The 21,936-nt window shown below is 61.5% G+C and carries 22 protein-coding genes and 1 riboswitch; of the genes, 11 read left to right on the forward strand and 11 right to left on the reverse strand.

The genetic code is table 11. The features are described from left to right. The first annotated feature begins 80 nt into the window (after positions 1–80). The 4 genes from KUV39_RS13895 (at position 81) to KUV39_RS13910 (ending at position 4,678) form a co-directional block, all read left to right on the forward strand. Positions 81–1,244, forward strand: a complete 1,164-nt coding sequence (locus tag KUV39_RS13895; protein WP_222460032.1) for an acyl-CoA dehydrogenase family protein — start codon at positions 81–83, stop codon at positions 1,242–1,244. A gap of 3 nt (positions 1,245–1,247) precedes the next feature. After that, complete coding sequence (locus KUV39_RS13900) at positions 1,248–1,556, forward strand: Rdx family protein (RefSeq protein ID WP_222460033.1); 309 nt, start codon at positions 1,248–1,250, stop codon at positions 1,554–1,556. Positions 1,557–1,799: 243 nt separating this feature from the next. Next, entirely contained in the window at positions 1,800–3,830 is a 2,031-nt protein-coding gene (locus KUV39_RS13905) for an acetate--CoA ligase family protein (RefSeq protein WP_222460034.1), read from the forward strand. A gap of 50 nt (positions 3,831–3,880) precedes the next feature. After that, on the forward strand, positions 3,881–4,678 hold the full coding sequence (locus KUV39_RS13910; RefSeq protein ID WP_008561091.1) for a carnitinyl-CoA dehydratase: 798 nt from the start codon (positions 3,881–3,883) through the stop codon (positions 4,676–4,678). An 8-nt stretch (positions 4,679–4,686) separates the two neighbouring features. Here the strand turns inward: KUV39_RS13910 and KUV39_RS13915 are convergent, their stop codons facing one another. Continuing rightward, on the reverse strand, positions 4,687–5,322 hold the full coding sequence (locus KUV39_RS13915) for a class I SAM-dependent DNA methyltransferase (RefSeq protein ID WP_222460035.1): 636 nt from the start codon (positions 5,320–5,322) through the stop codon (positions 4,687–4,689). 73 nt (positions 5,323–5,395) lie between these two features. On the opposite strand from KUV39_RS13915, the gene KUV39_RS13920 reads away from it, so the two are divergent. Beyond that, a complete protein-coding gene (locus KUV39_RS13920) occupies positions 5,396–6,283 on the forward strand; it encodes an SDR family oxidoreductase (protein ID WP_209035377.1) in 888 nt (295 codons plus the stop codon). Here KUV39_RS13920 and dxs read toward each other — a convergent pair. From dxs to KUV39_RS13950, 6 genes are all read right to left on the reverse strand, one after another. Then, positions 6,280–8,208 (reverse strand): 1-deoxy-D-xylulose-5-phosphate synthase, encoded by a 1,929-nt coding sequence (dxs, locus tag KUV39_RS13925; protein WP_046211784.1) that lies wholly within the window; start codon positions 8,206–8,208, stop codon positions 6,280–6,282. The genes KUV39_RS13920 and dxs overlap by 4 nt on opposite strands. A gap of 47 nt (positions 8,209–8,255) precedes the next feature. Beyond that, a complete protein-coding gene (locus KUV39_RS13930) occupies positions 8,256–9,140 on the reverse strand; it encodes a polyprenyl synthetase family protein (RefSeq protein WP_222460036.1) in 885 nt (294 codons plus the stop codon). A gap of 3 nt (positions 9,141–9,143) precedes the next feature. Then, positions 9,144–9,401 (reverse strand): exodeoxyribonuclease VII small subunit, encoded by a 258-nt coding sequence (locus tag KUV39_RS13935; protein WP_008562988.1) that lies wholly within the window; start codon positions 9,399–9,401, stop codon positions 9,144–9,146. Continuing rightward, positions 9,398–10,324: a histone deacetylase family protein gene (locus KUV39_RS13940; RefSeq protein WP_222460037.1), complete on the reverse strand. Its 927-nt coding sequence runs from the start codon at positions 10,322–10,324 to the stop codon at positions 9,398–9,400. Before KUV39_RS13940 ends, KUV39_RS13935 begins: the two co-directional genes overlap by 4 nt. A 79-nt stretch (positions 10,325–10,403) precedes the next feature. After that, positions 10,404–11,105 (reverse strand): response regulator, encoded by a 702-nt coding sequence (locus KUV39_RS13945; protein WP_008559332.1) that lies wholly within the window; start codon positions 11,103–11,105, stop codon positions 10,404–10,406. Next, positions 11,102–11,614, reverse strand: a complete 513-nt coding sequence (locus tag KUV39_RS13950) for a MarR family winged helix-turn-helix transcriptional regulator (protein ID WP_008559286.1) — start codon at positions 11,612–11,614, stop codon at positions 11,102–11,104. The genes KUV39_RS13945 and KUV39_RS13950 overlap by 4 nt, the downstream gene beginning before the upstream one ends. 159 nt (positions 11,615–11,773) lie before the next feature. On the opposite strand from KUV39_RS13950, the gene KUV39_RS13955 reads away from it, so the two are divergent. Continuing rightward, entirely contained in the window at positions 11,774–12,640 is an 867-nt protein-coding gene (locus KUV39_RS13955) for a branched-chain amino acid aminotransferase (protein WP_008560626.1), read from the forward strand. A gap of 112 nt (positions 12,641–12,752) precedes the next feature. Here KUV39_RS13955 and KUV39_RS13960 read toward each other — a convergent pair whose 3' ends face one another. Then, complete coding sequence (locus KUV39_RS13960) at positions 12,753–13,181, reverse strand: organic hydroperoxide resistance protein (protein ID WP_222460038.1); 429 nt, start codon at positions 13,179–13,181, stop codon at positions 12,753–12,755. Positions 13,182–13,314: 133 nt separating this feature from the next. Between KUV39_RS13960 and KUV39_RS13965 the strand changes: the two genes are divergently transcribed. Then, positions 13,315–13,815 carry a MarR family winged helix-turn-helix transcriptional regulator gene (locus KUV39_RS13965; RefSeq protein ID WP_222460039.1) on the forward strand — a complete coding sequence of 167 codons (501 nt, stop codon included), beginning with the start codon at positions 13,315–13,317 and terminating at the stop codon, positions 13,813–13,815. Positions 13,816–13,859: 44 nt separating this feature from the next. Here the strand turns inward: KUV39_RS13965 and KUV39_RS13970 are convergent, their stop codons facing one another. Beyond that, positions 13,860–14,795: a DMT family transporter gene (locus KUV39_RS13970; RefSeq protein WP_037302610.1), complete on the reverse strand. Its 936-nt coding sequence runs from the start codon at positions 14,793–14,795 to the stop codon at positions 13,860–13,862. Between the two features lie 96 nt (positions 14,796–14,891). Here KUV39_RS13970 and KUV39_RS13975 point away from each other — a divergent pair, with 96 nt between their 5' ends. Further along, a complete protein-coding gene (locus KUV39_RS13975) occupies positions 14,892–16,400 on the forward strand; it encodes a malonate--CoA ligase (protein ID WP_222460040.1) in 1,509 nt (502 codons plus the stop codon). A gap of 47 nt (positions 16,401–16,447) precedes the next feature. Here KUV39_RS13975 and KUV39_RS13980 read toward each other — a convergent pair whose 3' ends face one another. Next, positions 16,448–17,080, reverse strand: coding sequence for a cation efflux transmembrane domain-containing protein (locus KUV39_RS13980; RefSeq protein ID WP_008558996.1), 633 nt, complete (start codon positions 17,078–17,080; stop codon positions 16,448–16,450). A gap of 90 nt (positions 17,081–17,170) precedes the next feature. Beyond that, positions 17,171–18,277, reverse strand: a complete 1,107-nt coding sequence (aroC, locus tag KUV39_RS13985) for a chorismate synthase (RefSeq protein ID WP_222460041.1) — start codon at positions 18,275–18,277, stop codon at positions 17,171–17,173. Between the two features lie 307 nt (positions 18,278–18,584). Further along, positions 18,585–18,677: riboswitch (TPP riboswitch) on the forward strand. Positions 18,678–18,710: 33 nt separating this feature from the next. On the opposite strand from aroC, the gene thiB reads away from it, so the two are divergent. From thiB to KUV39_RS14000, 3 genes are read left to right on the forward strand one after another with little or no spacing between them, the layout of a single operon-like run. Next, a complete protein-coding gene (thiB, locus tag KUV39_RS13990; protein WP_222460042.1) occupies positions 18,711–19,688 on the forward strand; it encodes a thiamine ABC transporter substrate binding subunit in 978 nt (325 codons plus the stop codon). Then, positions 19,664–21,244, forward strand: coding sequence for a thiamine/thiamine pyrophosphate ABC transporter permease ThiP (locus KUV39_RS13995; protein WP_222460043.1), 1,581 nt, complete (start codon positions 19,664–19,666; stop codon positions 21,242–21,244). The genes thiB and KUV39_RS13995 overlap by 25 nt, the downstream gene beginning before the upstream one ends. Continuing rightward, positions 21,231–21,923, forward strand: coding sequence for a thiamine ABC transporter ATP-binding protein (locus tag KUV39_RS14000; RefSeq protein WP_222460044.1), 693 nt, complete (start codon positions 21,231–21,233; stop codon positions 21,921–21,923). Before KUV39_RS13995 ends, KUV39_RS14000 begins: the two co-directional genes overlap by 14 nt. Positions 21,924–21,936 lie beyond the last annotated feature (13 nt).

Genomic DNA, 21,936 nt, shown 5'->3' on the forward strand with positions numbered 1-21,936 from the left:
TCCGATAGTGCATGATATACTGTTCATCCAGACCTACGCTCAGGGGCAAGTCAACAGAATTACCCTGACGGGAGGGACCGATGCAGTTCGCAATGACCGAAGAACAGGCCATGATTGTGGAAACCACCCGCGCCTTTGTGGAGAAAGAGCTCTACCCCCACGAGGCGGAGATCGAACGCACCGGCCACCTCGACATGGATGTGATCCGCGATGTGCAGAAAAAGGCGATGGAGGCAGGGCTTTATGCCGCCAACATGCCAGAGGAGGTGGGGGGTGCCGGCCTCGATACGCTGAGCTGGCTGATGTATGAAAAAGAACTGGGCCGCGCCAACTATGCGCTGCACTGGACCGGCGTGGCGCGGCCATCGAACATCCTGCTGGCAGGCACCGAGGAGCAGAAGGAAAAATACCTGTTCCCCTGTATGAAAGGCGAGAAATGGGACTGTCTGGCGATGACAGAGCCGGACGCGGGCTCGGACCTGCGCGGGATGAAGGCGACGGCGCGCAGGGATGGTGATGACTGGATCCTGAACGGCACCAAGCATTTCATCAGCCACGCCGATATCGCCGATTTCGCCATCTGCTTCATGGCCACCGGGGTCGAGGACACCCCGCGCGGGCCGAAGAAGAAGATCACCGCCTTCTTCGTCGACAAGGGCACCCCGGGTTTTGAGGTGCGCGACGGCTACGGCAACGTCAGCCACCGCGGCTATACCAACGCGGTGTTGGAGTTCGACGACTGCCGCCTGCCGTCCTCGGCCATTCTGGGCGAGGTCGACAAGGGGTTTGATGTTGCCAATACCTGGCTGGGCGCGACCCGCCTGCAAGTGGCCGCCACCTGCCTTGGTCGCGCAGACCGTGCCTTGCAGCATTCGATCGACTACGCCGCCGAGCGCAAACAGTTCGGCCAGCAGATCGGCAAGTTCCAGGGTGTGTCCTTCAAACTCGCCGATATGGCGCTGGAGCTGAAGGCGGCGAACCTTTTGACCTGGGAAGCGGGCTGGAAATTCGACCAGGGCACCGTCACCGAAAGCGACATGTCGATGGCCAAGCTGAAGGCGACCGAGATGCTGGCCTTTGTCGCGGATGAGGCGATCCAAATTCACGGCGGCATGGGATTGATGGATGAACTGCCGCTGGAACGCATCTGGCGCGACGCGCGGGTGGAGCGTATCTGGGAAGGCACCAGTGAAATCCAGCGGCACATCATCAGCCGCGAGATGCTGCGCGCCGTCGGAGGTTGATCCATGACCCAAACCGCACCACAGGCTGTGAAACCCAATGTGACCATCACCTACTGCATCGGCTGCAACTGGCTGCTGCGCGCGGACTGGATGGCACAGGAATTGTTGCAGACATTTCAGGATCAACTGGGGGGAGTCACCCTGATCCCCGGTGACATGGGTGGTGTGTTCGAAATCCGACTGGACGGTGATCTGATCTGGGAACGCAAACGCGACGGCGGTTTTCCGGATGTGAAGGCGCTGAAAACCCGGGTGCGCGACCGGATTGACCCGGACCGGGATCTGGGCCATCTCGACCGGCCGGCACATTGAAACCCAGCAGTTTTTTCGCCTTCGGCGAGGATATTTGAAGGCCAGAAGAAGAATGAAACCAGATCCAGCCCCCGGAGGGCAACGCCGCAACCGGGGGCCTTCTCCTGGCGCGGTCATCGGCGTCCCCGCCTGTACCGCGCAATCAGCGTTGCCGATTCTGGTTAATGAAACCCTACGCTTCTTCTGGCTGAAAATATCCCCGCCGGAGGCTCCCGAACTCTCACCCAGCGGAACCGCAAGACGATGACACGCGACCTTTCCCGCCTTTTCCGTCCCAAATCCATAGCTGTGATCGGCGGCGGCGCATGGTGCCGCCTGGTGATCGAGCAGTGCCAGAAGATGGGGTTCGGGGGCACCATCTGGCCCGTCCACCCCAAGGCCGAAGAGGTCGCGGGCCTGCCTGCGTTCAAAGACGTGGACAGTCTTCCAGAGGCACCAGATGCGGCCTTTGTCGGGGTGAACCGCTTTGCCACGATCGACGTGGTGCGGGCGCTGTCGACGCGCGGGGCTGGCGGGGCAGTGTGCTTTGCGTCCGGTTTTCTGGAAGCCGCAGCAGAGGACGCCGAAGGGGCTGATTTGCAGGCGCAGCTGTTAGAGGCGGCGGGCGATATGCCCTTCCTCGGCCCCAATTGCTATGGCTTCATCAACTATCTGGACGGTGCGCTTTTGTGGCCTGACCAGCATGGCGGCCAGCGGGCTGAGACAGGCGTGGCCCTGGTCACTCAAAGCTCCAACATCGCAATCAACCTGACCATGCAGAAGCGTGGCCTGCCGCTGGCCTATGTGGTGACTGCGGGCAATCAGGCACAATCGGGCATTGCTGCAATTGGCGAGGCGCTGCTGGAGGACGACCGGGTCACTGCGCTGGGTCTGCACATCGAGGGGTTTGGTGATCTGCGCGCCTTTGAGGCACTTGCCGCCCGTGCCCGCGCATTGGGCAAGCCCATCATCGCCTTGAAGGTTGGCAAGTCGGCCGAGGCCCAGGCCGCAACTGTTTCTCATACCGCCTCGCTTGCGGGCGGCGACGCGGGGGCAGGGGCTTTGCTGTCGCGATTTGGTATTCCGCGTCTGGATGATCTGCCGTCTTTCCTGGAGACGCTGAAGCTGTTGCATGTAGCGGGGCGTCTGCCCTCGAACCGTATTGCGACCATCAGCTGTTCGGGGGGCGAGGCAAGCCTGGCCGCGGATACCGCTCATGCGCGCAGGGTGACGTTCCCACCCCTGAATGACCGCCAGAAAACCGATCTGCGCGCCGCACTCGGCCCGATGGTGGCGCTGGCCAATCCGCTTGATTATCACACCTATATCTGGCGCGACACCGAGGCGATGACCAACGCCTTCGCTGCGATGATGGATCCGCAACTGGCGATGACCATGTTGATTGCCGATTTTCCGCGCGGGGATCGCTGTGATGCGTCTGACTGGGAATGTACCATTGCTGCAATGATCGCAGCGCGGGAGCGGACCGGCGCCAACGCCGGTTTTATCGCGACCCTTCCCGAACTCATGCCAGAGGAGGTCGCAGCCCGGCTGATGGAGGCCGGTGTGGTCCCGTTTTCCGGGCTGTCAGAAGCAATTGCTGCCTGCGAAGCGGCAAGCCTGTGTCTGCCCGAACCACCGGAGCCGCTGTTGTTGCCAACAGCCACAGTAGAGCCCGATCTGATCCCCGAAGCCGAGGCCAAGCGTCAGCTCTCGGCCTATGGGTTGCGGGTGCCACATTCCAAACGCGCCATCTCGGCTACCAACGCACGGGCCGTGGCTGTTGATCTCGGCTTCCCCGTTGTTCTCAAGGGAGAAGGGGTCGCCCACAAGACTGAGGCAGGAGCCGTTGTGCTGAACCTGACCTCAGGTCAGGCGGTCAGCGATGCAGCACATGACATGCCGGCCCGCAGTTTCCTGATCGAGGAAATGGTGACAGGTGCGGTGGCAGAGCTGCTGATCGGTGTGGTCAAGGATCCGGCCCACGGATTTGTCATGACCCTTGCGGCGGGTGGTACGCTGACCGAAGTCCTGCAGGACAGCGCATCGGTTCTATTACCCGCGTCTGAGGCGGATCTTGAAACCGCGCTGAACAGCCTGCGGGTGTCACGGTTGCTCAACGGGTATCGTGGCGCTGCTGCTGCCAATCGCGAGGCTCTCATGGCGGCCATCCGCGCGGTTGAGGCCTATGTGCTTGAGAATGCGCTGGGGTTGGAGGAGATCGAGATCAACCCGCTTCTGTGCACGCCAACAGATGCCGTGGCCGCGGATGCGCTGATGCGGCGGAAATACTAGGGCTGCGGCCTGACAACAGACAGGCATGCCACATGCCAGGAGGAGACGACATGAGTGAAGACACCGGCAGCAGCCCCGTGAAAACCCGCCGCGACGGTGCCATTCTGGAAGTGACGCTGGACCGGCCCAAGGCCAACGCCATTGATCTGGCGACCAGCAAGGTCATGGGTGAGGTCTTCCGCGATTTCCGCGATGATCCTGACCTCAGGGTGGCAATCCTGACGGGTGGAGGAGAGAAGTTCTTTTGCCCCGGTTGGGATCTGAAAGCGGCGGCTGACGGTGATGCGGTGGATGGCGACTATGGTGTCGGCGGGTTCGGTGGATTGCAGGAGCTGCGCGACATGAACAAGCCGGTGATTGCTGCGGTGAACGGGATCGCCTGTGGCGGCGGGCTGGAGCTGGCCTTGTCTGCGGACATGATCATTGCGGCCGATCATGCCACCTTTGCGTTGCCGGAAATCCGCTCTGGCACCGTGGCGGATGCAGCCAGTGTGAAACTGCCCAAACGCATTCCCTATCACATTGCGATGGAGCTCTTGCTGACCGGGCGCTGGTTTGATGCCGAAGAGGCCAACCGCTGGGGGCTGGTCAATGAGATCGTGGCAGCGGATCAGCTGATGGATCGCGCTTGGGAACTGGCGCGTCTCCTGGCCTCTGGCCCGCCGCTGGTCTACGCCGCAATCAAGGAAATCGTGCGCGATGCCGAGGACAGCAAATTCCAGGACGCCATGAACCGGATCACCAAACGCCAGTTGCGCAGTGTTGATGTGCTTTATGATAGCGAGGATCAGCTGGAGGGCGCGCGCGCCTTTGCCGAAAAACGCGATCCGGTGTGGAAAGGGCGCTGATCACCGTCTCAGACCTTTGCAAATACAGCGACAAGGGCAGTGTCCGCGCGATGGATGCCCTTGGCCGCAGAGCCGTAGATTGCCACTTCCGGCAACCGCAGATCCCTGATCCAGCCACCGCGTTGCAAGCGGTGCAACGCGTCGTCAAAGCCGGACGTCGCCGCAAACCGCGCGTTGATGGCCAGGGCGAAAATCGCGTCAGGACGAGCCACCCGCAGGAGGGTTGGCAAGGCCTCCGGTCCGACGTGGCCATGGGTGAAGGTGCCAGAGGATACCAAACCGCAATAGGCCCCCTGTGGCACCGGGATACCCTCTGTCAGGTCGGCTTCGATCACATCGCGATACACATCCTTGCGCAGCGCCTGTGCCAGCATGTCGGGGCTGATGTCGGTGGCGTCAATCGGGCCAAGGTTCTGCTTTGCAAGGGCAACCCCGCATAATCCAGTACCGGCCCCCACATCGAGAACTGGCCCCCTGCCACCAGCGGCCGCAAAAACCAACGCGACCTGTTCGGGCAGGATGTAGTCTGTTTCGTTCGCAAAGCCGCTGTCGTAGGTCTCTGCCCAATCTGCATAAAGGGCACGCGACTGCTCTGGGCCCGCAAGCCCGTATGCTGCATCCACATCAATCGGTTTTTTGTCCATGGACCCAGCAAATGCGCAATCGGCAGAGGAATCAACCCTTGCACCCAAACAGGCCCGCGCGCATCTATGGGGCATGACGAAAACACTGCTCTGTCTTGGATTTGGCTATACTGCCCGCGCATTGGCCCCCCAGCTGCTTCAGGCGGGCTGGAAGGTTATTGGCACCACCCGATCAGCAGATGATGCCGTGCCCGTCCACGGGGTCGAGTTGATCACCTGGCCCGGTGCCCCCCTCTCTCTGGATGGGGTGACCCATATCCTGTCGTCCGTCGGGCCAACCGCAGAGGGGGACCCGGTGCTGAACGAACTGGCCGACGCTCTGGCAGAGGCAGCGCAGGGCGATACGCTGGAATGGGTTGGCTATCTCTCGACCACTGCGGTCTATGGCGACCATGATGGCGCCTGGGTGGATGAGGACACCGCCGTCACCCCGTCCAGCCAGCGTGGCCGCTGGCGCGCTGCGGCGGAAACAGGTTGGCAGGCCATTCCCGACCTGCCGCTGCATATCTTTCGTCTCGCAGGGATCTATGGTCCCGGTCGCGGCCCGTTTGCCAAGCTGATGGCAGGAAAGGCGCGGCGCATCGTGAAGCCGGGACAGGTGTTTTCGCGCATTCACGTCGATGATATCGCACAGGTTCTTGCCGCTTCGATTGCGCGGCCCGATCCTGGTGCGATCTACAACCTCTGTGATGATGATCCCGCCCCGCCGCAGGATGTGCTGGGCTTTGCGGCCGAGCTGCTGGGCCTGCCTGTCCCTGCCGAAGTCCCCTTTGATGAGGCCGGCATGACCCCCATGGCGCGCAGCTTCTATGGCGAGAACAAGCGCGTCAGAAACCAGCGCATCAAAGATGATCTGGGGGTGGATCTGCTCTATCCCAGCTACCGCGAAGGCCTGCGCGCCGTCCGCGCCGCCGAAGATCTGGAAACCTTCGTTCCCCCGCAGGAGACGACGGGGGTTTAGGCCCGCTTCTCTCCAATCGTCGCCACGCCCAGAACTTCGAGCACCTTGGCTTCGATCTGCGGCGCGTTCATCGCCGCGATCTCATACATGTCCGCCGGGCTGGCCTGGTCGATGAAGGTGTCGGGCAGCACCATGGAGCGGAACTTCAGCCCGCTATCAAAGACGCCTTCCTCCGCCAGAAGCTGCGCCACGTGTGAGCCAAAGCCCCCCACTGCGCCCTCTTCAATGGTGATGAGGGCTTCGTGATCGGCAGCCAGCTGCAGAATCATGTCGCGATCCAGCGGTTTGGCGAAACGGGCGTCCGCGATGGTTGGGGTGATCCCCTTGGCAGACAACGCCTCGGCGGCCTTTTTGACTTCGCCCAGACGGGTGCCGAACGACAGGATCGCCACGCGTTTGCCGTTCTGGATCATCCGGCCTTTGCCGATTTCCAAGACCTCTGGCACCTCTGGCATATCGACGCCTTCGCCCTCACCCCGCGGATAGCGGAAGGCGATGGGGCCGTCATCATAGGCCGCAGCGGTGGCTGTCATATGCACCAGCTCTGCTTCATCGGCGGCGGCCATCACCACCATGCCGGGCAGGTTTGCCATATAGGCAATGTCGAAACTGCCCGCATGGGTTGCCCCATCCGCGCCCACCAGACCCGCACGGTCGATGGCAAAGCGCACCGGCAGGCGCTGGATCGCCACGTCATGCACCACCTGGTCATAACCGCGCTGCAGGAATGTGGAATACATCGCGCAGAAAGGTTTCATCCCACCAGCGGCCAGCGCGGCGGCAAAGGTGACGCCATGTTGTTCTGCGATGCCGACGTCAAAGGTGCGCGAGGGGTAGCGTTCGGCCATCAGGTTCAGGCCGGTGCCATCGGGCATCGCTGCGGTGACGGCGCAGATCTTGTCATCCTCGGCCGCCAGCCGCACCAATTCCTTGCCAAAGACAGCGGTGTAGGAGGGCGCGTTCGAGGGCGCTTTCTTCTGTTCGCCGGTCACCATGTCGAATTTGGCAGTGGCATGGCCCTTGTCGCGGGCGCGTTCCGCCGGGGCATAACCCTTGCCCTTCTTCGTCAGCACATGGATCAGGATCGGACCGGTGGCACGGGCCTTCACGGTACGCAGCACCGGCAGCAGCTGGTCCATATCGTGGCCATCAATCGGCCCGAGATAGGAAAAGCCCAGGCTTTCAAACAAAGTGCCGCCAACAGCCATGCCCTTCAGCATGTCTTTGGCGCGCTTGGCACCTTCGCGGAAGGGTTCCGGCAGCAAGGATGCAGCGCCCTTGGCCACCGCCTTCAGCTCCTGAAACGGTTCCTCGGCATAAAGCCGCGACAGATAGGACGACAGCGCCCCAACCGGGGGGGCAATCGACATCTCGTTGTCGTTCAGAATGACAATCAGCCGCTTGCCCAGATGGCCTGCGTTGTTCATCGCCTCAAACGCCATGCCGGCAGACATCGACCCGTCGCCAATGACGGCAATCGCATCGCCATTGCCCTCGGGGATCACACCGCCCAGGTCGCGCGCCACCGCAAAACCAAGCGCCGCGCTGATCGAGGTAGAGCTATGCGCGGCGCCAAAAGGATCGAAGGGTGATTCCGAACGTTTGGTAAAGCCGCTTAGCCCGTCCTTCATCCGCAGGGTGCGAATGCGGTCGCGCCGTCCAGTCAGGATCTTGTGCGGATAGCACTGGTGCGAAACATCCCAGATGATCTTGTCCCGCGGAGTGTCAAACACCGCGTGCAGCGCGGTGGTCAGCTCGACGACCCCCAGACCTGCGCCCAGATGTCCACCGGTCACAGAGACGGCGGAAATTGTTTCCTGCCGCAGTTCCTGCGCGACCTGCGTCAGCTGCGCATCGCTCAAGGATTTCAGATCCGCAGGGCGGGTGATCTGATCCAGAAGAGGGGTCTGGGGCCGGTCTGACATGGCAGCTCCTTGGGCGTGTTGCTTTGGCGGTGCACGCATTGTGCGGCTCAGCTATCGCGCGAGATAACGAAGCGCGCGGCTTCCTTCAAGGTTTCGGCGGCACTGCCATACGGGCTCAGCGCATCACAAGCTTGTTCCATCAAGGTTCTGGCGCGATCCTTGGCAGCGTCCAGCCCCAAGAGCGAAACAAATGTGGCTTTGCCTGCATCCGCATCCTTGCGGACCGCCTTGCCGACCTTGGCGGCATCGCCTTCTACATCAAGGATGTCATCGGCAATCTGAAAAGCAAGGCCAAGCGCATCGGCATAGCGTCGCAGCGGTGCCTCATCCGCGCCAGCCATGACCGCGCCCGCAGTGGCAGACCAGGAAATCAGGCAGCCCGTCTTGCGGTTTTGCAGCCGTGTGATCTGATCAAGATCCAGTGGCGTGGTGGCGGTTTCCGCAGCAATGTCCAGCATCTGCCCGGACACCATGCCATCCTTGCCAGAGGATTGGGCCAGTCCGCGGATAAGCACCAGCGCATTGGGGCCGATCTTGGGGTCGGCCAGCAGTTCGAAGGCAAAGGTCTGCAGGCTGTCACCAGCCAGAACCGCCATCGCCTCATCCCATTTCTTGTGCACAGTGGGCTGGCCGCGACGCAGATCGTCGTCATCCATGCAGGGCAGATCATCATGCACCAGCGAGTAGGCATGAATGCACTCGATCGCCAGCGCGGCTTCAAGTGCTGCATCCTCGTCAACACCGTGCAGGCGTGCGCTTTCCAGAACCAGAAATCCGCGCAGCATCTTGCCGCCGGTGATGGCGTAACGCATCGCGGCATGCAGCGGGTCATTCCCACCCAGCCGGGCCTCCATATGGGCCGTGATCCGGGACTGTGCCTCTTTCAGAGCCTGCGCAAACGGGCGGCTCTGTGCATCTGCTGCAGCAGCCATGTCTCAGCCGGCATCCAGCGGCTGGGTGCCGGTCGGTGCGCCCTTGGCGTCAAGCGTGATCGCAGCCACCTTTTCCTCAGCCCGCTTAAGCTCATCTTCGCAGCGTTTCTTGAGGGCTGCGCCGCGTTCATAAAGGGCGATAGACGCATCCAGCGCCACGTCACCGCGCTCCAGCTGATCCACTACAGTTTCAAGCGCGCGCATCGCCTGCTCAAAGCTCAGTTCTTCAACGGGGGTTTCGGGACTGGTGGTGTCGGTCATGTGCCTGCCTCTATCAGTTCTTCCGCGTGGGCCTTGGCCGATGCGGCCAGGGCGTTCAGATCATATCCGCCCTCCAAAGTCGAGACGATACGACCCCCGCAAAGCTCCTGTGCGAGAGAGCAGAGTTCGCGGCTCAGCCAGCGAAAATCCTCTGTGCTCCAGGCCAGTTCGGCCAGTGGATCATCCTGATGGGCGTCAAAACCCGCAGAAATAATAATCAGCTCGGGTTTGAAGGCCCGCAAGCGTGGAAAGGCCTGATCGACATAGGCGGCCTTCATCTGCACACCGCCCGAGCCGGGTGGCAGGGGCAGGTTCAGGATCTGGCCATGGGCGCCGTCTTCCTCTGGTCGGCCCGATCCGGGCCACAGGGGCATCTGCTGACTGGAAATGAACAGCGCGCGTGGTTCGTCCCACAACAGATCCTGCGTGCCATTGCCGTGATGCACATCAAAATCCACCACCGCCACACGGGCCAGACCGTGGTGATCCAGCGCATGTTTGGCGGCAAGCGCGGCATTGCCGAACAGGCAAAACCCCATTGCTGTGTCGGTTTCGGCGTGATGCCCGGGCGGGCGCACGGCGGCAAAGGCGTTTTGCACCTCGCCGCTGAGCACCATATCCACCGCGCGCACGACAGCCCCCGCCGCGCGAAAGGCCGCATCCAGCGATCCCGGTGACATATATGTATCCGCGTCCAGCTGTACGCGACCGTCCTGTGGCACAGCATTGCGCAGATCAGCGAGGTAACTGGCCGGATGAATGCGCAGGATGTCGTCTTCCGCGGCCATCGGCCCGGTGACCCGTTTCAGCGCAAGTCCTTCCAGGGCGTGCAGCACATGCTCCAGACGGGCCACGCGCTCTGGGTGGCCATCAGGCGTCACGTGGTTCAGACAGTCAGCATGGGTGATCAAGGCAGTCGTCATCAGGGCCCCCGTTTCCTTTTGCCAGAAATATCCCCGCCAGGGGCTCAAAGCGCCGCGTGGCGGTTGCAGGTCTGGTGGCTTAATCCGGTGCCAGCATATAACCCGCGCCCCGTACCGTCTGCAGATATTGCGGCTGTTTGGGGTTGGGTTCGATCTTGCGGCGCAGACGGGTGATCTGAACATCCACCGCGCGTTCCTGTGCCTGACCGCGGTCGCGCCCCAGATCTTCGACCAGTTTGGTGCGGCTGACCGGTTCACCGGGGCAGGCGGAAAAGATCTTCATCAGCTGGCTTTCGGTGCCGGTCAGACGGATCAGCTCTTCACCCTGCCACATCTCGCCGCGTTCAATGTCATAGCGGATCGGCCCCAGATGCAGGACCTTGGGGGCTGCGTCCTTGGCCGTGGGTTCGGGCATGCGGCGCAGGATCGCGTTGATCCGCAACAGCAGCTCCTTGGGCTCAAAGGGTTTCGCCAGATAGTCATCCGCGCCCGCTTCCAGCCCTTCAATACGATCCTCGGTCTCTCCCTTTGCGGTCAGCAAAAGGATCGGCGTGCTCATGGTTTCGCGCAGCGCGCGGGTCAGGGAGATGCCATCTTCGCCGGGCATCATCACATCCATCACGATGAGATCGAAATCGAGCCCTGACAGCACCCGACGCGCATGGGCAGCATCACGCGCTGCGGTCACCAGAAAACCAGCGCGCATCAGGAATTTCTTCAACAGGCCACGAATGCGCTCATCGTCGTCGACGATCAGCAGATGGGAATCGAAATTGCTCATGCGCCGGTCTCCCGCAATTTCGCATAGGCGCGACGCATGTCGGAATCCATCATTGCTTCCAGAACCCGTTTGAAACCCTGCACTGCCTCTGGGCCTGCATCCTTGTACGCGGCGCGCATGCGGGCGCGCTGCGCATCCGACAGGCTGGTTTCCAGCGCTCGTCCCTTGTCCGTCAGAAACAGATGGCGTTCGCGTTTGTCGGTCACACCCACGCGGCTTTCAACCAGCCCGTCGCTGATCAGGGCACGCAGCACCCGGTTGAGCGATTGCTTGGTGACACCCAGGATCGACAAGAGATTGTTGACGGTCGTGCCAGGTGCGCGATTGATAAAGTGGATCGCCCGGTGATGCGCGCGCCCATAGGCCATCTCGGCCAGGATCCGGTCCGGATCTGCTGTGAACCCGCGATAGGCAAAGAACATTGCCTCAATGCCTTGCCGCAACTGCTCATCCGTCAGAAACAGCAGGCTTTCGCCGCCAAATCCCTGCCCTGGTCGCCCTTCTGCCATGGGTGTCTCCCTTTTGTGCTTGGGTCATTTTAAGTCAGCCTTGTTGACATTCCAAGTCTGAAGATGTATCGAATCGCAGGTTTAGCGCAACTTTATGTCCGGATCGGTCGTAATTGGCGCAACATTTGAAAATTGGGCGAGGCTTAAGGAGGGTGCGCCATGGCAGGATACGAAGATCGTGACGGTTTGATCTGGATGGATGGCGAGATGGTCGAATGGCGTGATGCCAAGGTCCACATCCTGACCCATGCCATGCATTATGCCTCCTCCGTCTTTGAGGGTGAGCGCGCCTACAACGGCAAAATCTTCAAGAGCCGCGAGCATTCCGAGCGTCTGATCGCCAGCGCAGAGGCGCTGGATATGCCGATGCCATACACCGTCGACCAGATCGAGGCGGCAAAGGAAGAAACGCTGAAGGCCTCTGGCCTGCAGGACGCGTATGTGCGTGCAATCGTCTGGCGTGGTTCTGGCGAAGACATGGGTGTCGCGTCGGCGAAAAACCCGGTCCGCATGGCCATCGCGGTCTGGGGATGGGGCGCATACTACGGCGACGCCAAGATGAAGGGTGCCAAGCTCGACATCGCAGAGTGGAAACGCCCAAGCCCCGAAACCATCCCGGTTCACGCCAAAGCGGCGGGTCTCTACATGATCTGCACCATTTCCAAGCACAAGGCGGAGGCCAAGGGCTGCTCGGATGCGCTGTTCATGGACTATCGCGGCTATGTGGCAGAGGCGACCGGCGCCAACATCTTCTTCGTGAAGGACGGCGAGGTTCACACACCAAAGCCCGACTGCTTCCTGAATGGCATCACCCGTCAGACCGTGATCGGCATGCTGAAAGACCGCGGCATCACCGTGCATGAGCGCCACATCATGCCGGAAGAGCTGGATGGGTTTGAACAATGCTGGCTGACAGGCACCGCAGCTGAGGTCACACCGGTTGGCGAGATTGGTCCGCACCGTTTTGAAGTCGGAGAGCTGACCCAGGAGATCGCCAAAGCCTATGAGGAACTGGTGCGCAGCTGATCGCTGTCCAGTTTCGGAAAATGCAAAAGCGCGGAGATGTCTCCGCGCTTTTTCTGTTTAAGCCCTGACCTGCCTGAGAGGCAGGTAAGGGCCGTATTCGGATGGGCAGGTCTCAGACCAGTTCGGTGGTCACAACCACATTGCCACGCACCGCGTTGGAATAGGGACAGATCTTGTGACCTGCATCCGCAACGGTCTGTGCGTCTTCCGGGCTGAGGCCGGGCAGGGCAACCTTGAGGGTGACAACCAGACCAAACCCGCCCTCATCGCGGGGACCGATGCCAACTTCGGCTGCAACCGAGACGTCATTTGGCACTTTTGCCAGCTGATCGTTCTGGCTGGTCGCGAATTTCATGGCGCCGATGTAGCAGGCCGCATAGCCGGCCGCAAAGAGCTGCTCTGGGTTGTTGCCTTCGCCTTTGCCGCCCATTTCCTTGGGCGGATCCAGATCAATCACCAGATCGCTGCCCTGAATGGTGGCCTTGCCATCACGCCCGCCGGTGGCAGTGGCAAATGCGGTGTAGACGGGTGAAACGCTCATATCAGGATCCTTTCCTGTCGGGGTGGCATGCGGGCGGCGCCTCGCATATTTATATCGTGCACGACATAAAGTGGGGCGTCTGTGTCGAACGTCAAGTGTTGCGGACGCATCGTGTGCGACCTAAATCAATAAAATGACCCAGTCGCCGAACAAACCAGTCAGCCACGCCCCCGCTCAGGGACAGCAAAACCAACCGGCCATACCGCCGGATGGACCTGAAATTTCCGACCTGCTGTGTTTTGCGATCTATTCCGCCAACCATGCGCTGACCCGGCTATACCGCCCGCTCCTCGCGCCCCTTGGGCTGACCTATCCTCAGTATCTTGTCCTGATCTCGCTTCGGCACAATCCCGGTCAGACCATCAAGGCGCTTGGCCAGCAGCTGGATCTTGAGACCAACACCCTTACCCCTCTTCTGAAAAGGATGGAGGAGGCAGAGCTGCTGCGACGTGTTCCCAATCCACAGGATGATCGAAGCCGATTGCTGGAGCTGACAGAAACAGGTGCAGAGCGGGCGGCCAAGGTGGGAGAGATCACCGCCTGCATCGTTGAGGGTATGGGTGGCGATCTGGAAGAGCTGCTGGATCTGCGCGACCGGGTGAATGCCCTGCGCTCCCGGATGGGGGCAACCTGACCCCAGGCGACTGGCGCATGACCCAGCTGCCGGTTTGCGGCAGCTCAACCCTTGGGGTCGGTGACGGCGCGCGCCTTGCCACGTTCCAGGCCCAGGCGGCTTTCACGCCAGATCACCAGAACATTGCCGACAATCACCAGCCCCGCCCCCGCCAGCATGACGAGCGTCGGCAGTTCGTTGAACCAGACATACCCCAGCACAATGGCAAACAGCATTGATGAATAATCATAAGGTGCCAGCATCGACGCGGGTGCAAAGCGGTAGGAAGACGTCACCAATATTTGCGCAACCCCACCTACCAGTCCTGCGCTGATCAACAGGGCAAGCGTGGCCGGATCAGGCCAGACCCACCCAAAGGGGAGCGTGCACAGTGACAGCAGCGAGGCTGTCAGGGAGAAATAGAACACTATGGCAGCGGTGTGCTCTGTCATCACCATCCGGCGGATATGTATTTGCACCAGCCCGCGGGCCACCGTCGCAATCAGGATCAGGATGGCCCCCAGCGTTGCCGCATCCCCCAGATCACCGCCCCCCAACCGAGGCCAAAGCATCACCAGAACCCCGATCAGGCCAATGGTAACGGCGGTGATACGGATCAGGCGGATCCGCTCACCTAGCAGCAGCGCGGCCAGAATCAGTGTGAAAATCGGCGTGGCATAGCCAATCGCCGTCACCTCAGGCAGCGGCAGCATCCCCAGCCCCATGAACGTCATTCCCATCGCGGTTGTGCCCAGAAGACCGCGCAGAAAATGCTTGCCCGGATGCGCGGTGCGCAGTCCGCGGCCCAGTTCCTTGCGCATGGCAAGCCACACCAGGATAACGGGAATTGCGAAAAACGATCGAAAGAACACCGCTTCACCAGCAGGGACAACATCGGATGTCGCCTTGATGATGGCCGACAGACCTGTGAACAGGCCAATGGCTGCGACCTTCAGCGCAATGGCGCGGCCCGGTTGATGCGATGTTAAGGAACTCGACATGCGCAGACCCTGCGCCCTTGCACCGGAAAGTGCAACGGGTTGATTTTTCCAGCCCGCAGTGTCCAAGGTCGCCCTACCCGCAAGGAGAGAGTTCCAATGTATGATGCCAACCCCCTGATCCAGCATTTGCGCGCCGCCTCTGTCGGGCGTGAAGACGCGGTGTTTGCCACCCAGCCCAAGACGGCCGGTGGCGATGTCACTTTTGGTGCGCTTTTTGCCCGCGCAGAACAGATGGCTGCGGCACTTGTTTCACGTGGAGTGGAACCGGGTGATCGGGTGGCGGTTCAGGTTCTCAAATCACTTGCCGCGATTGAGCTGTACCTCGGCACTGTCATGGCCGGCGCCATTTTCCTGCCGCTCAACACGGCCTACACCGATGCAGAGGTTGCTTATTTCATCGCAGACGCAACACCGCGTGTCTTTGTGTGTGATCCGGATCGCGAAACCGGTCTGCGCGAGGTGGCAGGCGCGGCTGAGATTGTCACGCTCGATAGGAACGGGCAGGGCACGCTCAGTGTTTTGGCAGATGGGCAGGGCGGTTTTGACCCGGTGGCACGGGAGGCAGATGATCTTGCGGCAATTCTTTATACTTCCGGCACGACGGGGCGGTCCAAGGGGGCCATGCTCAGCCATGCCAACCTCTATTCCAATTCGCTCACCCTGCGGGATTATTGGCAGTTCACGTCAGATGATGTGCTGATCCATGCTCTGCCGATCTTTCACACCCACGGGCTGTTCGTGGCGACCAATGTGGCGCTTTTGTCCGGGGCGTCGGTGGTGTTCCTGCCGGGGTTTGATGGTGAGGCGATTCTGGACGCCATGCCGGGCGCGACGGCGTTGATGGGGGTGCCGACCTTTTACACCCGCCTTCTGGCCGATCCGCGGCTGACGCGCGAGCGTGCCGCCAATATGCGCCTGTTCATCTCCGGCTCTGCCCCCCTGTTGGTTGATACCCACGAACAATGGGAGATGCGGACAGGTCACCGTATTCTCGAACGCTACGGGATGACCGAAACCAATATGAGCACGTCGAACCCCTATAAAGGGGAGCGTCGCGCAGGCACCGTGGGCTTTCCTCTGCCGGGCGTGGAGGCGCGGGTGATGAAAGAGGGGGCCGAGGTGCCAACCGGCGAAATCGGCGTGCTGGAAGTGCGCGGCCCGAATGTGTTTCAGGGCTATTGGCAGATGCCGGAAAAGACAGCCGAGGAACTGCAGGCGGACGGCTGGTTCATCACGGGCGACATGGCAAAGATCGACGCCGACGGCTATGTCACCATTGTCGGGCGACAGAAGGATCTGGTCATCACCGGTGGCTTCAATGTCTACCCCAAGGAGGTCGAGAGCCTGATCGATGACCTGCCCGGGGTTCTGGAAAGCGCAGTGATCGGCGTGCCGCATCCGGATTTCGGCGAGGCGGTGGTCGCAGTGGTGGTGCCGGAGGGCGAGGGCACCAGCGCGGAGGCGATAACGGCCGCGCTCTCAGGCCAGTTGGCCAGATTCAAACAGCCCAAGGAAATCATCCTGCTGGATGCGCTGCCACGCAACACAATGGGCAAGGTGCAGAAAAAAGCCCTGCGCGAGGAATACGCGGGGCTGTTTGCTTGAGGGGCAACGCCCGGCCCGGCGGGGGCGGGACGGGCGCTGCAGGCGGGTTAGTGCGCGTGGGCGTGCGCCTCTTCTTCGCGCCATTCCCGCACAGCTTGCGTGAGGATCTGAAAGGCGGAGTTCAGGAACAGACCTGCCATGATCCCCGCAACCACAAGGTCCGGCCAGCCAGTGGCCGTGCCCCAGACCCCCAGCGCGGCGATCATTACCGCGACATTGCCGATGGCATCATTGCGCGAACACAGCCAGACAGAGCGCACATTGGCGTCGCCGTCCTTGTAGCGGGCCAGCAGCATGACCGAGATCAGATTCGCCGCCAGCGCCATGAAGCCGATCACACCCATGATCTCAGCCTGCGGGACGCCGACGTAGAATACCTGATAGACGGTAGAGCCGAACACCCAGATCCCCATCAACAGCAGGCTGACCCCCTTGCCGAGCGCTGCCAGCGCACGGGTGCGCAGAGTCGCGCCGATCACGGCGAGGGAAATACCGTAGGTGAGCGCATCGCCCAGAAAGTCCAGCGCGTCGGCCTTCAGCGCCTGACTGCCGGACATCTGCCCAGCCCCCATTTCGACTGCAAACATCGCGGCGTTGATCGCAATGACCAGCCAGAGCCTGCGTTTGTAGTCTGCCGAAACGCCGTCAAAGCGCGCGTTATGATTGCAGCAACCTGCCATTTTACCTGTCCTCTTTTCGATTCGAGACCAAGGTAATTGCTCTAGTCACTAGAGCTTCAAGGGCAGGGTCGTCCTTTTTCGAGGATTTTATCAGCCGCCGATCTGGCCCTGATTTTCCCCAATCTGCCCACGATGCAGCAGCAGGTGATCCAGGATCACACAGGCCATCATCGCTTCGGCGACGGGCACGGCGCGAATGCCGACACAGGGGTCGTGGCGACCTTTTGTAATGACTTCAGCTGGGCTGCCGTCTTTGCGGATCGACTGGCGCGGGGTCAGGATCGAAGAAGTCGGTTTGACAGCAAATCGCACCACAACATCCTGACCGGTAGAAATCCCGCCCAGGATACCACCTGCATGGTTGGACGAGTAAACCGGAGCGCCGTCATTGCCGAGGAAGATCTCGTCAGCGTTTTCCGACCCCTTCAGGACTGCCGCATTCATGCCTTCACCAATCTCGACGCCCTTTACGGCGTTGATCGACATCATCGCGGCGGCAAGGTCGGTGTCCAGCTTGCCATAGATGGGCGCGCCGATGCCTGCGGGCACGCCACGTGCGACGACCTCGATCACGGCGCCCACGGAATCATGCGCTTTGCGCAGTGTTTGCAGGTAATCTTCCCAGTCCTGAACGGCGGCAGCATCAGGAATCCAGAAATCATTCTGATCAATCGCGTCCCAGTCGAACCGGCTGCGGTCGATTTCCATCTCCCCCATGCGGGTCATGTAGCCCTTGATCTCCAGGCCAGGAACCAACGTCTTGATCGCTTCGCGGGCAATGCCCCCCGCTGCGACGCGCGCCGCGGTCTCGCGGGCAGAGGAGCGACCACCGCCGCGGTAATCGCGGTTTCCGTATTTCTGGAAATAGGTGATGTCGGCATGCCCCGGACGGAAAGTCTGGGCGATGTCGCCATAATCCTTGGAGCGCTGATCGGTGTTTTCGATCATCAGCTGAATGGGGGTGCCGGTGGATTTGCCCTCGAACACGCCAGAGAGGATTTTCACCGCATCAGGTTCGTTGCGCTGGGTCATGTTCTTGTTCTGACCGGGGCGACGTTTGTCCAGCCAGTGCTGCAGCATCTCGGGTTCGATCGGCACATTCGGCGGGCAGCCGTCGACGGTTGCGCCAAGCGCGGGTCCGTGGCTTTCGCCCCAGGTGGTGACGCGGAACAAATGGCCAAAACTGTTCATCGACATGGATGCGCTCTCCTTTGTCGGGCCTGATCACGCGACCCTGATGCTGCGGGAGTGCTTAGCGGTCGCAGGCCGCTGTCTCAAGGGGTTTCCTGTGACAGGGCCCCGCCTCTCGCCGCAGATATTAACCCCGCAGAAAGGACAGGCAGACTCCCCCAATGTTTCGCACGCGAAACATTTGGTCAGAGGTTCTGACTGATCTTTTGGCCGGAATCTGCCGTATTTCCGCGCTGTCGTGTTGCCGGACAGGCCGAAGTCACGGACCAGGTGCCGGGGATGCTTGTGTTTTTGTGCACCTCTGCCTAGGGTCCGCGTCACCTCGGGGTGCGTCGCAGACGCTGAGATCACACCCGTAGAACCTGAACCGGCTAGAACCGGCGGAGGGAAGGTTTTGGACAGCATTCCACCCTTGCCCGTCGCCGCATTGGAGGATGCCATGAAACATCTTGCTTTTGCAGCAGGCATGCTGGGCGCAACAGCGGCATTTGCCGATACGCCCGAACTGATCGTCTACACATATGACAGCTTTGTCTCCGACTGGGGCCCGGGCCCTGCGGTTGAAAAGGCCTTTGAAGCGGAATGCGGCTGTGACCTGAAACTGGTCGGGGCCGGTGACGGCGCAGCCCTGCTGGCGCGGATCAAACTGGAAGGTGCGCGCTCTGACGCGGATGTGGTGCTGGGGCTGGATACCAACCTCACTTCTGCGGCCAAAGCCACCGGCCTGTTTGCTGACCATGCTGTCAGCGCCGATTATGCACTGCCTTTCGCTTGGGAAGACACCACTTTTGCTCCGTATGACTGGGGCTACTTTGCCTTTGTGCACAACGCAGACGCCACCGCGCCCAAGAACTTTGGCGAACTGGCGGCGAGCGATCTGAAAATCGTGATTCAGGATCCCCGTTCCTCGACCCCCGGTCTGGGCCTGCTGATGTGGGTCAAGGCAGCTTATGGCGACAAGGCACCGGAAATCTGGGAAGGTCTGGCCGATAACGTGCTGACCGTCACCAAGGGCTGGTCCGAGGCCTATGGTCTGTTCCTCGAAGGTGAGGCGGATATGGTGCTCTCTTACACCACCTCCCCCGCATATCACCTGATCGCAGAGAAAGACGCCAGCAAGGCAGCTGCTGCCTTTGACGAAGGGCACTACATGCAGGTGGAAGTGGCCGGCAAGCTGGCGGCAACCGATCAGCCGGAACTGGCAGATCAGTTCCTGGCCTTCATGGTGTCGGATGCGTTCCAGTCGATCATTCCGACCACCAACTGGATGTACCCGGCCGTGACCCCGGCAGAGGGGCTGCCCGAAGGGTTTGAAACCCTCATCTCGCCAGAGAAATCGCTGCTGCTGACCGAGAATGACGCAGCAGATCTGCGTGATATGGCGCTGGAAGAATGGCTGAGCGCGCTCAGCCGCTAAGATCCCGCTGGGGTTTGGGCGTCGCCGCATGTGTGGCGGCGCTTATCCTTGGGGCGCTGGCCGCTGTGGTCTGGCGCGCCGAGGTGGGGCGGGGCATCGGCCCTGCCGACTGGGCTGCAATCCACTTTACGGTTGTGCAGGCGATCCTCTCTGCCGGTGTGAGCGTTGCGCTGGCCGTCCCGGTTGCCCGGGCTCTTGCGCGGCGGCGATTTCCGGGCCGGCGTTTTCTGATTGCCTTGATGGGTGCACCCTTCATCCTGCCGGTGATCGTGGCGATCCTTGGTATTCTCGCAGTTTTTGGCCGCTCTGGCTGGCTGAGCGATGCGTTGGCGGTGTTCGGTTTTGAACCGATCCAGATCTATGGCCTGCACGGGGTTGTGCTGGCGCATGTGTTTTTCAACTTGCCGCTGGCCACCCGTTTGATTTTGCAGGGCTGGCAGGAGATCCCAGCAGAACGGTTTCGTCTGGCGGCGCAGATCAATGCGGATCCGCGCGCCATGTGGCGCCTGCTGGAAGCGCCGATGCTGCGGCAGGTGGTGCCCGGCGCGCTGGCGGTTGTCTTTGCCATCTGCTTGTCGAGCTTTGCCGTGGCGCTGACACTGGGGGGCGGACCCCGTGCCACCACTATTGAACTGGCAATCTATCAGGCGTTTCGATTTGATTTCGATCTGGGGCGTGCGGCGCTTTTGTCGGGGGTGCAGCTGGTGCTGACGGGGGCGGCGGCCATTGTCGCGCTGCGGGTCGCAACCGGCGAAGGCTTTGGCACCGGATTGGACCGTTCGTTGCGGCGCTGGGATGGGCAAACCCCTGCGGCGCGCATTTGGGACAGCCTTTGGATCTGTGCCGCAGCCTTGTTCCTGATCCTGCCGCTAAGCGCGATTGTCTTGGCCGGCGTGCCGGGGCTGGCGGCGATGGGGGGGCGGTCAGCGGCGGCGATCTGGTCAGCGGCTGCAAACTCTGTCGTGATTTCAGCAGTCAGCACCGGGGTGCTTGTGATTATGGCGCTGCCGATGGCGGTGGCCGTGGCGCTGGGCTCTGCCCGCGGAGGTGGTGCGCTGGTCGAGATGGCCGGTCTCCTTGGGTTGGCGGTGTCACCGCTGGTGATCGGTACTGGCCTGTTTGTTGTGATCTATCCCATTGCAGACCCCTTTGCGCTGGCGCTGCCGGTCACGGCCCTTGTCAATGCGCTGATGTCGTTGCCCTTCGCGCTGCGCATTTTGGTGCCGCGCACCCGCGAAATCCTGTCACGATACGGGCGCCTGTCGCTCTCGCTGGATGTGCGGGGGTGGGATTTTATCCGTCGGGTTCTGCTGCCACGGATGCGGCCTCAGATCGGGTTTGCCGCCGGGTTGGCGGCTGCGTTGTCGATGGGGGATCTCGGAGTTATCGCGCTTTTTGCGGACAGCGAAACCGCGACGCTGCCGCTGCAGGTCTATCGCCTGATGGGGGCCTACCGGATGGAGGCAGCATCGGGTGGGGCGCTGTTGCTTTTGTGCCTGTCGATGGGGGCGTTCTACATTCTCGACCGGGGAGGTCGCCGACATGCTGAAACTTGATCGCTGTCTGCTGGAAAATGGCAGCTTTCGCCTTGCTGCGGATCTGGAGATCGACGCAGGTCGCCGGATCGCGGTGATCGGCCCGTCCGGTGCCGGGAAAACCACACTGATCGAAGCGATTGCCGGGTTTGTTCCGATCTCCGAGGGCAAGCTCAGCTGGAAAGGGCAGGAGCTGACGGACGTGGCACCGGGGCAGCGCCCGATTGCGATGCTGTTTCAGGATGGCAACCTGTTCCCACATCTGAGCGTAGCGCAGAACGTGGGGCTGGGGATCCGCCCGAACCTCCGGCTGAGCAGCGAGCAACAGGACAGGGTGCGCGTGGCAATCGCCCGGGTCGGGCTTCAGGGTATGGAAGAGCGTAAGCCGGCCGCCCTGTCCGGGGGGCAGCAAAGCCGCGTGGCGCTGGGGCGGGTGCTGGTGCAGGGGCGCGATCTGCTGCTGCTGGACGAGCCTTTCGCGGCGCTGGGGCCTGCGCTCAAGGTCGAGATGCTGGATCTTGTGGCAGAGCTGGCAGAGGAAACCGGGGCCACTGTCCTGATGGTCAGCCATGATCCCGCAGATGCGCGTCGGATTGCGGATCAGGTGGTTTTGGTGGCGGATGGCACTGCGCATCCGCCGATGCCGACGGCTGATTTGCTGGACAATCCGCCGCCTGCGTTGAAGGCCTATCTGGGATAGGCCTTCGCCCCGG

The sequence above is a fragment of the Phaeobacter italicus genome (assembly GCF_019801785.1).
Taxonomy (GTDB): domain Bacteria; phylum Pseudomonadota; class Alphaproteobacteria; order Rhodobacterales; family Rhodobacteraceae; genus Phaeobacter; species Phaeobacter italicus.